Source organism: Aeromonas sp. QDB54 (assembly GCF_027707385.1).
GTDB classification, from domain to species: Bacteria; Pseudomonadota; Gammaproteobacteria; order Enterobacterales; family Aeromonadaceae; genus Aeromonas; species Aeromonas hydrophila.
Genome location: NZ_JAPCIT010000009.1, coordinates 1 through 11,880 on the forward strand (window position 1 = coordinate 1; position 11,880 = coordinate 11,880).

At 62.1% G+C, this 11,880-nt stretch carries 12 protein-coding genes; 7 read left to right on the plus strand and 5 right to left on the minus strand.

The features are described 5' to 3' along the window. Nucleotides 1-292 precede the first annotated feature (292 nt). The 4 genes from PG881_RS10710 to PG881_RS10725 all read left to right on the plus strand — a co-directional run bounded on the left by PG881_RS10710 (nt 293) and on the right by PG881_RS10725 (nt 3,642). The gene (locus PG881_RS10710; RefSeq protein ID WP_024945221.1) at nt 293-874 is read left to right on the plus strand and encodes a phasin family protein; all 582 of its coding nucleotides are present in this window, start codon (nt 293-295) and stop codon (nt 872-874) included. Nucleotides 875-962: 88 nt separating this feature from the next. Next, entirely contained in the window at nt 963-2,147 is a 1,185-nt protein-coding gene (locus tag PG881_RS10715; RefSeq protein ID WP_270799853.1) for a patatin-like phospholipase family protein, read from the plus strand. A 1-nt stretch (nt 2,148) separates the two neighbouring features. Further along, nucleotides 2,149-2,799: a TetR/AcrR family transcriptional regulator gene (locus PG881_RS10720; protein ID WP_270799855.1), complete on the plus strand. Its 651-nt coding sequence runs from the start codon at nt 2,149-2,151 to the stop codon at nt 2,797-2,799. A 42-nt stretch (nt 2,800-2,841) separates the two neighbouring features. Further along, nucleotides 2,842-3,642, plus strand: coding sequence for a hypothetical protein (locus tag PG881_RS10725; RefSeq protein ID WP_270799857.1), 801 nt, complete (start codon nt 2,842-2,844; stop codon nt 3,640-3,642). A 116-nt stretch (nt 3,643-3,758) separates the two neighbouring features. On the opposite strand, the gene PG881_RS10730 is transcribed toward PG881_RS10725, so the two are convergent. Together PG881_RS10730 and PG881_RS10735 are read right to left on the minus strand one after the other, a co-directional pair. Next, nucleotides 3,759-5,183, minus strand: coding sequence for a wax ester/triacylglycerol synthase family O-acyltransferase (locus tag PG881_RS10730; protein ID WP_017408428.1), 1,425 nt, complete (start codon nt 5,181-5,183; stop codon nt 3,759-3,761). A 283-nt stretch (nt 5,184-5,466) separates the two neighbouring features. Continuing rightward, nucleotides 5,467-5,844, minus strand: coding sequence for a polyhydroxyalkanoic acid system family protein (locus tag PG881_RS10735; protein WP_270799860.1), 378 nt, complete (start codon nt 5,842-5,844; stop codon nt 5,467-5,469). A gap of 199 nt (nt 5,845-6,043) precedes the next feature. Here PG881_RS10735 and PG881_RS10740 point away from each other — a divergent pair, with 199 nt between their 5' ends. Next, on the plus strand, nt 6,044-6,787 hold the full coding sequence (locus tag PG881_RS10740) for an FFLEELY motif protein (RefSeq protein ID WP_270799861.1): 744 nt from the start codon (nt 6,044-6,046) through the stop codon (nt 6,785-6,787). 83 nt (nt 6,788-6,870) lie between these two features. Here the strand turns inward: PG881_RS10740 and PG881_RS10745 are convergent, their stop codons facing one another. The 3 genes from PG881_RS10745 to prpB all read right to left on the minus strand — a co-directional run bounded on the left by PG881_RS10745 (nt 6,871) and on the right by prpB (nt 10,469). Further along, complete coding sequence (locus PG881_RS10745; RefSeq protein ID WP_270799863.1) at nt 6,871-8,316, minus strand: bifunctional 2-methylcitrate dehydratase/aconitate hydratase; 1,446 nt, start codon at nt 8,314-8,316, stop codon at nt 6,871-6,873. 129 nt (nt 8,317-8,445) lie between these two features. Further along, on the minus strand, nt 8,446-9,573 hold the full coding sequence (gene prpC, locus PG881_RS10750) for a bifunctional 2-methylcitrate synthase/citrate synthase (protein ID WP_025201733.1): 1,128 nt from the start codon (nt 9,571-9,573) through the stop codon (nt 8,446-8,448). 8 nt (nt 9,574-9,581) lie between these two features. Then, nucleotides 9,582-10,469: a methylisocitrate lyase gene (gene prpB / locus PG881_RS10755; RefSeq protein ID WP_041218032.1), complete on the minus strand. Its 888-nt coding sequence runs from the start codon at nt 10,467-10,469 to the stop codon at nt 9,582-9,584. Between the two features lie 148 nt (nt 10,470-10,617). On the opposite strand from prpB, the gene PG881_RS10760 reads away from it, so the two are divergent. After that, the gene (locus PG881_RS10760) at nt 10,618-11,250 is read left to right on the plus strand and encodes a paraquat-inducible protein A (protein WP_016350706.1); all 633 of its coding nucleotides are present in this window, start codon (nt 10,618-10,620) and stop codon (nt 11,248-11,250) included. Further along, the gene (locus PG881_RS10765; protein ID WP_016350707.1) at nt 11,228-11,836 is read left to right on the plus strand and encodes a paraquat-inducible protein A; all 609 of its coding nucleotides are present in this window, start codon (nt 11,228-11,230) and stop codon (nt 11,834-11,836) included. Before PG881_RS10760 ends, PG881_RS10765 begins: the two co-directional genes overlap by 23 nt. Nucleotides 11,837-11,880: the final 44 nt, after the last annotated feature.

An 11,880-nucleotide genomic window follows, 5' to 3' on the forward strand; every position in this document is an offset into this window, starting at 1 on the left:
AATCGGCTCAAACATGAAGAAATGAAATGACTGAGTCAGCCGAGAAGAATTTCCCCGCTTATTCGCACCTTCCTTAGTTGTTGTTAGATATATCACGCTTTAACGCAAAATATTCATTCGAATATCATTCTTCGTGACCCAGACCAAAATTACCAGGGTTGCTTGTTCCGTTATTAGGTAGAACCCTCTATTTTTTCTCCATAGACTGAGGATGAAAGCCAAGTAATGCCACAACGAATATATCAAGGTTGTTGTCATTACCATCATCTATATCACGAGCAAGGAGATTGTCATGGCCAAAAAATTGAAAGCACTGGCAAGTTCGGTGACCGACAACCAACTCACCTCCACCATCAAGGAGTCCACCCAGCAGATCTGGTTGGCGGGTCTGGGTGCCTATGCCAAAGCCCAGGAAGAAGGCGGTAAAATCTTCGAAGCCCTGGTGCAGGAAGGGGAAGCCCTGCAAACCCGTACCCGCCAGAGTGCAGACGAGAAGATCGCTGCCATGACCGACAAGACGGCCGGTACTTGGGGACGTCTGGAGCAGGTATTCGAGGATCGCGTGGCCCGCGCCGTCGCCAGCCTTGGCATCCCGACCCGCAAGGACATCGACAAACTCTCCAAGCGCATGGCTGAGCTGACCGAGGTGGTACAACAGCTGATCGATGCCCAGGACCTGGATGACGTTGCCCCGGCTGACGAGGCCAAGCCTGCCGCCGCTGCAGCCAAAAAGCCGGTTGCAGCCAAAAAGCCGCCGGTCAAGAAAGCCGCCGCTCCCATCGCCAAGGTGAAGGAAGAGGTGAAAGCACTGGCAACGGAAGTGGAGAGCGTGGCCAAAGAGGTCAAGGAGAAGAGTGAAACCACGCTCTTCTGATCCACTGACCGGCTTGTTCTGATTGCGTAATGATCCACCGGCCCATGCCCTCTGCTGGGCCGGTTTTGCATGAGAAGGGAGGCAAATCATGAGCACGATTGCGGTTGCCCTCGCCGGAGGGGGACCTCTGGGGGGGATCTACGAGATCGGAGCCTGCGCCGCCCTGGCCGACAGTATCAAGGGGCTGCGTTTCGAGCAGGCCGATATCTATGTGGGGGTGAGCTCGGGGGCGGTGATCGCCTCGGCGCTGGCCAACGGCATCTCGCCGGACAAGCTGGTGCGGATCCTGTTAAGCGATGACACCGGCGAGTTCTTCGACCCCTCCACCCTGCTGCGTCCCGCCTTCGGGGAGTATTTTGACCGGCTCACCTCGCTGCCACCGCTGGTGCTGACGTGTCTGGCCGACTATCTCTCCTCACCCTGGAACAAGAGCCTGCTCGGCTCGTTGCAGGGGTTGTCCCGAGCGATCCCGACCGGCATGTTCGACAGCCGCGGGGTGGATCGGATCCTCACCCAGTTTTTCTCCCGCCCCGGTCGCAGCAACGACTTTCGTGAGCTTGCCAGCCGGCTGTTCGTCATCGCTACCGAGCTCGATACCGGCCGCGCGGTGGCCTTCGGCAGCCCGGGGCTGGACCAGGTGCCCATCTCCGCCGCGGTGCAGGCCTCGGCCGCCCTGCCCGGCCTGTTCCCGCCCTCGCTCATCGATGGCCGCTACTACGTGGACGGGGCGCTGATCAAGACGCTGCACGCCTCGGTGGCGCTGCAGGAGGGGGCCGACCTGGTGTTTTGCATCAATCCGCTGGTGCCCTTTGACGCGGGGCTGGCCAGCGAACACCCTGCCAAGCTGGTGGACCGCGGTCTGCCGGTGGTGCTGGCCCAGACGTTTCGCGCCATCATCCACTCGCGCATGCACGTGGGAATGGATCGCTACAAGCACCAGTATCCGGAGGCGGATGCCCTGCTGTTCGAACCCTCTTCGGCCGACGGCGAGATGTTCTTTACCAATGTGTTCAGTTACCGGGATCGGCGCCATCTGTGCGAGCACGCCTTCCAGCATACCCGCCAGGATCTCTGGCAGCGACGGGCCGAGCTTGGCCCCATTCTCGCCAAACATGGGCTGGAACTGGATCTGAGCGCGCTGGTCGATGAACAGCGTTCCCTGCTGACCCCGGGCACCGGCTCGGTGGCGGCGCTGGATGCCTCTTTGACCCAGCTGCAGCACTGGCTGACTCGCCGCTATGGCGGCAAGGGTCGCCGGCAATCGAAGGAGTAGCATGGACTGCAAACCCAAGCGGCGCACGCGGGATCGCATCCTGGCCACCGCCCTCGCCCAGTTCAACCTGCTGGGCGAGCCGACCGTCACCACCTCCGCCATCGCGGCCGAGCTGGAGATGAGTCAGGGCAACCTCTATTACCACTTTCACAACAAGGAGGAGATCGTCAACGCCCTGTTCGGCGAGTTCGAACAGGAGATGGCCCACCTGCTCGATACCATTACCCCGCCGTTGAACGAGGCGGAGGACATCTGGTTCTTCTTGCACCTGATGTTCGAACTCATCTGGAAGTACCGTTTTTTCTACTACGACATCAGTACCCTGATGAGCGGCAACCACAAGGTGGAGCTGCGCTTCTCGGCCCTGCTGCGACGCAAGGAGCAGACCGCCGCCGCCATCTGTCACAGCCTCTGGCGCAGCGGCCTGCTGCAAGGCGATGAGACGCAGGTGACGGCGCTGGCCGCCAACATCGCGCTGGTCGGGACCTTCTGGATCTCCTACCAGCGGGCGCTGCATCCGCGGGCCGATGCCGACATCGCGCTCGGGGTGTTTCAGGTGATGCAGCTGGTGGCCCCCCGGCTGCGCGCCGATGCCCGCGCCGATCTGGATGCCATCGCCACCCATTATCAGCCCACCACCACGGCGAGCTGACAGCATCGTGTATTTGATTGTGTTTTTAACAGGGAGAATCATATGACCACTTCACAGCCCAAATTGTCCGATTTCACCCCCTTCCCCTGGCCGGATGCGGCCTATGACTATGCCGGGGAGCGCCTTGAGCAGCATTGGGAGCGGCTGCACCAGGGGGATGCCGAGCCCTGGCCCGAAGATGAACAGGTGCAGGAAGCCTGGCGCGCCTATCACGCCGGTGATTTCGCCCGCGCCGTCAGCCTGGGGCTGGGCGCCGGCGAGGAGGGCCTCAACGTGGCGAACAAGGCGCTTGTGATCCACGCCAGCTACCTGCTGGATGACAAGTATGCCAAGCGCGAAGCATTCGAGCTGGCCGCCAGCAACGCCGAGAAGTTGCAAAAGCGCCAGCCGGGCAACGTCAACGCCTGGTACTTCCACGCCCTGGCGCTGGGTCGCTACAGCCAGGTGATCTCGGTCTCCAAGGCGCTCTCCATCGGCATTGGTGACAAGATCAAGAGCAGCCTGGAGCAGGCGCTGATCCTTGAGCCTGACCACGCGGAAGCCCATACCGCCTTCGGTGCCTGGCATGCGGAGATCATCGACAAGCTGGGCGCCATGATCGGTGGCATCACCTATGGCGCCAAGAAGGATGAGTCCGAACGTCACTTCAAGGCGGCGCTGGCCATCATCCCCCACTCCGCCATCGCCCGCATGGAGTACGCCAACGCCATGGTGATGATGCACGGCAAGAGCAAGATGGCGGCCGCCGAGGCGCTCTACGGCGAGGCCGCCGCGTGCGAGCCGCTGGATGCCATGGAGCGGCTCGACCTGGAAGCCGCCCGTGAGGAGCTGGCGGACGAGTAAGGCAGCCATTGCCGCAATGAAAGAGGCCAACCCCCGGGTTGGCCTCTTTTCTTTTTCACTTTTTTTCTTGCAGGCTTCCTTTCTTGCCGGCTCCTTCTCTTGCAGGAGTGGCGCGGTCAGCCGTGCAACAGCTGATCCAGCATGTCGGGATCGTAGAGCAGGTCCGGCTCCATCAACACCAGCAGCAGCAACTGCTCAAACTCCACGGCGAAGCGCTCGACGATGAGATCCGGGTCCGGCACCCGCTTCTTGTCGGTGATGAGACCGAGCTGCACCTTGTTGTCATAGGAGAGAATGGAGACGCCGACCGCAATGTCGCCGGCCTGGGGCACCCAGAACAGCGGCTGACGCAGGCGGGCGCCGGCCAGATAGAGGGTCTGCTGCGGGCCCGGCACGTTGGTGATGACCGCACTGGCCTTGGCCGAGAGGATGTCGATGGCCTGCTGCTGCACCGCCTTGGGCGCCATGCCCATCACTTCCAGCAGGTTGAGCACCACCGCCGGCTGCAGGGAGGACTTGAGCGCCTGCATCCGATCCCGCACCGCATAGAGCCGTTGCAGCGGGTGCTCGATGTTGAGGGGCAGATCCAGCGCCACCAGCCCGAAGCGATTGCCCAGCGCCCCCTTGTCGTCCGGGGCGCGCATGTTGACCGGCACCAGCGCCCGGATGTCGATGTCGGTCTGGTCGCCCTGCTCCAGCAGGTAGTGACGAAACGCGCCGGCGGTGGCGGCGATCAGCAGATCGTTGACCGAGCAGCCGAGCACTCGCCCCACCGCCTTCACGTCCGGCAGCGGGATCTGTTCTGACCAGGCTACTCGCTTGGTGCTACCAGTCTCCCCCTTGAGCCGGGTATTGGCGTCATCGGAGAGGGTGGCGATGGTGTAAAGCTCGGCGGTCACGTCCCGGCTGGTCTTGAGGTAGTCCATCGCCTTGGTGGGATGGGTCAGTACCTCGACGTACTTGGACCAGAGGGTGCCGGTCAGCTTGAGGCCGGCCCGCAGCAGGCGACTGCCCTGTTGATCGTGCTCCTCGTCGCCGTCGTCGTTGGCCACCGGCTCGGGTTGCGGCCTGGGGGGCGCCACCGGGCTCTCGTCCATCATGGTCAGCATGGCCCGCACCAGGGAGAAGCCGTCCCCCATGGCGTGGTGAAAACGCACTACCAGCGCCTGGCCGCCCAGAGAGGTATCCACCAAGTGCATCTCCCACAGCGGGCGCTGGTGGTTGAGGGGGGTGGAGGCAAAATCGGCCACCAGCCGCTCCAGCTCGGCCTTGCCGGCCTTGCCTGGCAGGATCACCCGCTTGAGGTGCAGGTCGAGGTCGAAGTCGGGGTCGGTGCGCCAGTAGTATTCGCCCCCTTCCAGGCAGGCCTTCTGCCCGAAGCGCGGCTGTACCCGAACTGTGTGCAGCAGGCTCTCCCGCAGTATGGCTTCATCCAGCTGACCGTCGAACATCAGCACGCCGACGATCTGCATCAAGTTGTTGGGCCGGTCCATCCGCAGCCAGGCGGTATCGACACAGGAGATGAGTTCACACACAGACATGTATTATCCCTATCGTTGCACGTTATTTGTTCAATTCTGTTTCAGACATTGGCTTAACCAGGAATGAATAAACAAATAACGCTTTATATGTTGGTGAAACTGCACGGCGATTAATTCATGATGATGTTTCATGACAAAAATGGAGGCGATTTTCATGCCTCTTAAAATAAAACAAACAAAGTGTGTTTGGCCCTTCTAATAATAAATATCAGGCCGGGTAACGATAGTGGAATCGGTTATTTCATGATTATTTCTTGCGCTGGATCAGTATTTATTGGCCCCATCAGCGCCGGGTTGGGCAAGGCAGGCGCTGATCGACGTATTCGAGGATCTCCTGCTCCAGCACGCTACGCACCGGCAACAGCATCAGGCCGAGGCGCACCTCCAGCGACAGGGTATCGTCGGTGAGGAACAAAGAGCCGTTGACCCCGGCGCCACGAAACAGCAAGCGGGTCTCCTCCTCGTCTTCCCACTCGCAGTCGAGTTCGTACTCCTCGCTCATGTCCTGGGCGATGGCTTCGGCGGCCAGTCTGGCGCCGGCGAGGCCCAGCGGGTGTTGGCGGCTGACCTGGATGGTCGACAGGCTGCTGCCGGCAAGGGGATCGTATAGAAACATGCTAATTCTCTGAGCGATGACAACATTTATTGATATTAAACACATGAATCAAACAAGTGAAAGCCATTTGCAACATTTTTGGGACTCACTTAACAAAGCCTGTTGAGTAAAAGCTCCATCGATTCCGCCTGGGCTGCCGCCGCGTTACACTGGGTCGGCAACACGTGACGAGCGTCGGCAAGGCGCCGCCTGTCGTCATGTCTATCCGTGACAGGCCATTGGAAACAGGTCAAGAGAGCCGCAGATGACCCAACAGCAACAACCATTCGATGACCCGCAACCGGATGAAGAGAGTACTCTGGCGCGACTCTATCGCCAGCTCAACCGGGTGGCCGCGCTGCGCGAGCAGATGCGCACCCATCCGCAGGATCAGCAAGACAGGGACGCATTGCGCCAATGGCAGGCCGATCGGCTGGGACGCACTCACCGTGACCTCTTGGAGAGCAAGCGCTACGGGCCGGCCGCGCAGTTCTTCCTGACCGATCTCTACGGGCCGGGAGATTGTGCCCGCCGGGATGCGGATGTGATGCGGGTGATGCCGACCGCCGAGCGACTGTTGCCAGAATCCGGTCTCAAGGTGCTGGCGCAGGCCATTGAACTTGATGCCCTCTCCGAGGAGCTTGACTACCTGATGGTGGTGGCGCTGCGTCGCAGTGGCCGCATGGCGCGGTTGAACGCCAAGGCCTATGCCCTCGCCTATCAGGAGGTCGGTGAAGAAGTGCGCCGCCGTCATCAGTTGCAACTGGTCAACGAACTGGGGATGACCCTGGATCGGCTGGCCAGAAAGCCGCTGCTTGGGGCGACCTTGAAGCTGATATCGGGGCCGGCCCATCTGGCGGGACTGGGCGAGCTCTTTACCTTTGTCGAACGGGGTTACCGGGTGTGTCACCACATGGGGCGGGCCAACGAGTTTCTCGAGACCATCGCCAGCCGCGAGACGGCGATCATGCTGGCGCTGCTGACGGGCGACGAGACTGTGCTGGATTGATCTTGGGAGCCATCCGGGCAGACATGACAAAGCGGGCCGAGTGGCCCGCTTTTCGTTTATCGCTGTTTGCCTGTAGATAGCGGTCAGATCACCAGCAGATCCATAAAGGCGTGCACCGGGGTGGCGGCCAGTTGCTTGCCATCCTGGCAAAGGGCCAGGATCGCCTCGGCCCGTTTGGCCGGGAAGCGGGTGGCCAGGTTGTGGCGGAACTTCTCTACCAGCAGCGGGATCCCCTCTTCGTGGCGGCGACGATGACCGACCGGGTACTCCACCTCCACCTTGGCGGTGTGGGTGCCGTCCTTGAAGAAGACCTGGATGGCGTTGGCAATCGAGCGCTTGTCCGCTTCCAGATACTCGCGGCTGTAGCGCTTGTCCTCCTGCACCACCATCTTGGCTCGCAGCCCATCAATGCGGGGATCGATGGCCACGGCGTCCTCGTAATCCTCGGCGATGAGGCGCCCGAAGATGAGCGGTACCGCCACCATGTACTGCAGGCAGTGATCCCGGTCGGCCGGGTTGTTGAGGGCGCCGACCTTGCTGATGATGCGAATGGCCGACTCATGGGTGGTGAGCTCGATGCGGTCAATCTCGTCGAGGCGTCCCTTCACCTGCTCATGCAGCTTCATGGCGCACTCCACCGCCGTCTGAGCGTGGAACTCGGCGGGATAGGAGATCTTGAACAGCACGTTCTCCATCACATAGCTGGCGTACCCCTGGTGCAGGGCGAACTGGTTACCCTTGAACAGCACGTCGTAGAAGCCCCACTTGGGGGCGCTCAGCACGCCGGGATACCCCATCTCGCCGCTCATGGTGATAAGGGCCAGGCGCACCGCCCGGGAGGTGGCATCCCCCGCCGCCCAGCTCTTGCGCGACCCCGCATTGGGCGCATGACGGTAGGTACGCAGGCTCTGGCCATCGACCCAGGCCTGGGAGACCGCATCGATCACCTGATCGCGGCTGCCGCCCAGCATGTGGGTCACCACGGCGGTACTGGCAACCTTCACCAGCACCACGTGATCGAGACCGACCCGATTGAAGGAGTTCTCGAGCGCCAGTACTCCCTGAATCTCATGGGCCTTCACCATGGCCGTCAGCACATCGCTCATGGTGAGCGGCGCCTTGCCTTCGGCCACCCGGGTACGGGAGAGCCAGTCGGCGGTGGCGAGGATGCCACCCAGGTTGTCGGAGGGGTGCCCCCACTCGGCGGCCAGCCAGGTGTCGTTGTAATCGAGCCAGCGGATGATGGCGCCGATATCCCAGGCCGCCTTGACCGGGTCGAGGCAGAGCTGGGTGCCGGGTACCCGGGCGCCGAAGGGCACGATGGTGCCCGGTACGATGGGACCAAGGTGCTTGGTGCACTCGGGAAAACGCAGGGCCAAGAGGCCACAGCCCAGGGTATCCATCAGGCAGTAACGGGCGGTATCGAGGGCGGCCTGGCTGGTAATGGGGTGATTGCAGACGTAATCGGCAATATCGACCAGCACCTGATCGGGGTCTGGTCTGTGGTTGACGTCGACGTTGGCGGACATCGTGACTTCCTTATCGTTGTTGTGAATGAAACGGGGTGATGAAACGGCGCCCTGCCCGCCCGCCTGCGCACATCGACCCCGCTGTTGCCGGTGTCGGGTGACGCAATGGGGTGACAGGACCGCCCATGGTTATCGCTGCTGCAGCGAGACGAAATGCCGGGGCGCCGGGCCGACGTAATCGGCGCTCGGACGGATGATCCGGTTGTGTTCGCGCTGCTCCATCACGTGGGCGCACCAGCCGGTGACCCGCGAGCAGACGAAGATGGGGGTGAACAGCTTGGTCGGGATCCCCATGTAGTGATAGGCGCTGGCGTGGAAGAAGTCGGCGTTGGGGAAGAGTTCTTTCTCCTCCCACATCACCTTCTCCGCCTCGCAGGAGACGCGGTATAGCCTGTCATCGCCCACCGCCTCGGCCAGCTTGGCCGACCACCCCTTGATGATGACGTTGCGGGGATCCGAGGTGCGATAGACTGCGTGGCCAAAGCCCATGATCTTCTCCTTGGCCGCCAGCTTTGCCAGCAGCTCGCGCCGCGCCTGGGCCTCATCCTGCCAGGGTTCGATCATCGCCATGGCGGCCTCGTTGGCCCCGCCATGGAGCGGGCCGCGCAGGGTACCGATGGCCGCGGTGACACAGGAGAACATGTCAGATAGCGTCGAGGCGCAGACCCGCGCCGCGAAGGTGGAGGCGTTGAACTCATGCTCGGCGTAGAGAATGAGGGAGACGTGCATCACCCGACGCTCCAGCTCGCTCGGCGCCTTCTGGTGCAGCAGCGCCAGGAAGTGGCCGCCGATGCACTCTTCGTCGGTGTCGAGGGGGATGCGTACTCCGTCGTGGCTGAACTTGTACCAGTAGAGGAGAATACCCGGGAAGGCGGCCAGCAGCCGATCCGCCACCTCGTGCTCGTGTTCGAAGCCATCTTCCGGCTCCAGATCGCCGAGCATGGAGCAGCCGGTGCGCAGCACATCCATGGGATGGGCGTCGGCGGGAATGCGCTCGAGCACCTCCAGCAGGGCGGCAGGCAGGGTGCGCAGACTGCGCAGCGTCCGCTTGTAATCTTCGAGTTGCTGCTCGTCCGGCAGCTCGCCCTTGAGCAGCAGGTAGGCGACCTCTTCGAACTGGGCGCCATCGGCCAGCTCCTGGATGTCATAGCCGCGATAGGTGAGCCCGGTGCCGCTCTTGCCCACGGTGCAGATGCTGGTCTCCCCTGCGCTCTGGCCACGCAGGCCGGCGCCACCCAACGGTTTTTGCTGTCCCATTTTTCCTCCTAGTCCCTGGATGTAAACAGACGGTCCAGCGTCTGCTCGTAGTGGTGATAACCGAGGAAGTCGTAGAGCGACTCCCGGGTCTGCATGGTGTCGACGACGGCCCGCTGATGGCCATCCTGGCGAAGGTGCTGATAGACGTTGAGGGCCGCCTGATTGGCCGCCCGGCTGGCACTCAAGGGATAGAGCACCATGTCGACGCCATGGGCGGCGAGCGCCTCCTTGTCGAACAGCTCGGTTTTGCCGAATTCGGTCATGTTGGCGAGAATGGGCACCCCGGCCGCCTGCTTGAACAGATCATACTGACCGAGCTCGGTCACCGCCTCGGCGAAGATCATGTCGGCCCCGGCGGCCACGTAGGCGGCGGCGCGCTCCAGCGCCGGGCCAATCCCCTCCACCGCCAGCGCGTCAGTGCGGGCCATGATGACGAACTCGCCATTCTCGCGGGCATCCACCGCCGCCTTGATGCGATCGCACATCTCCTCCAGCGAAACCACCGCCTTGTTGGGCCGGTGGCCACAGCGCTTCTGGGCCACCTGATCTTCCATGTGCACGGCGGCCACCCCGGCTCGCTCGAAGGCGCGCACGGTGCGGGCGATGTTGAATGCCCCGCCCCAGCCGGTGTCGATGTCGACCAGCAACGGCACACGGGTGGCTGCTGTGATGCGCTCGGCGTCGATCAGTACGTCATTGAGGGAGGTCATGCCGAGATCCGGCAGGCCATAGGAGGCGTTGGCAACGCCGGCGCCTGACAGATAAATGGCCTGAAAGCCGCTGCGCTCCGCCATCAGCGCCATGTAGGCATTGATGGTGCCGACGATCTGCAGGGGGCGTTCGTTGGCGAGGGCGGTGCGAAAATGCAGGCCTGCCGAGGGGGTAAGGCTGGACATCATGACTCCTTTCACTTGTCTGGTCAGACTATCTAATATCACGTTTACGTTAACGTCAATCATACTTTCGTGGCATGCCCCCGCCAGGCAAGACAGGACGCGGGTTTTAGGGTAAATTTCACCAATTCCTTCAACAGGTTGAATCGTAATGTCGGATCTCAATCCCGTGATCGTCTGCCCGGCTTGCGACTTGCTGATCGAACGCAAGTTATTGCCGCTGAGGCGCCATGCCCACTGCCCCCGCTGTCACCAGCATCTGTACGGGCGCTATGCATTTCGCCCCTCCCAATTGATGGCGCTGACCATCACCGGCTTCCTGTTGCTCCCATCCGCCTTCTTCGAACCGCTGATCTACCTGCGCCTGGCCGGCGTCAACTCGGACGCCAACCTGCTCAAGGGCATCATGGTGCTGCTGCTCGAGCACGAGATCTGGGTGGCGGGGCTGGTGTTCTGGTGCGCCGTGCTGGCGCCGGTGGGCTTGCTGCTCGGGATCTTTGCGCTGGCCTCGGGCCTTGCCAAACGCTGGCACATACTGGCGCCAACCCTGAAGGCGGTGGAGGTGTTTCGTCACTGGGCCATGCTGGAGGTCTACATCGTCAGCCTGCTGGTCGCCCTGTTCAAGCTGATCGACATTGCCGACGTGCGTCTCGGCGGCGGTCTGTTGAGCCTGGGGATCCTGATGCTGCTCAACCTGACCCTGCTGATCCTGTTTGACCCGGCCCCCTACTGGGAGCGAGTACCGCTGGAGGAGCCGGACCATGTCCCAGACCAGCGCCCGTGAACTGGGGCTCTGCCGCTGCCACACCTGCGGCCTGCTGGTGCGCTATCAGGCGGGCAGCGTCTGCCCTCGTTGCCATAGCCGGCTGCAGGTGCGCATTCCCCACTCCCTGGCCTGGTCCTGGGGGTTGCTGGCGCTGGCCAGCTTCATGTTGTTACCCGCCAACCTGCTGCCCATCACCCATTTCTACAACAAGGGATTGTTGCAGTCCGACACCATCTTCAGCGGTATCATGATGCTCTATCGCAGCAAGATGTCGGGCATCGCCACCATCGTCCTCACCGCCAGCATCATAGTGCCGGTGGGCAAGATCCTGGGGCTGGGCTGGATCTGCTGGCAGCTGCAGCGAACCAAGCCGGTGCGGCGCAAACGCCAGCTCATCATGTATCGCATCATCGATTTCATCGGCCGCTGGTCCATGCTGGACTTGTTCGTCATCTCGCTGATGGTGGCCCTGGTTGATCGCGGGGTGCTGCTCAACGTGCGGGCCGGCCCCGGCGCCACCGCCTTTGCCGGCGTGGTGGTGCTGACCATGATGTCGGCTCGCATGCTGGATACGCGCCTGCTGTGGGACAAGGCGGCCCGCTAGGGTCTGCCATCACATATGCCTGAAACTGTTTGTCTTTATCTGAA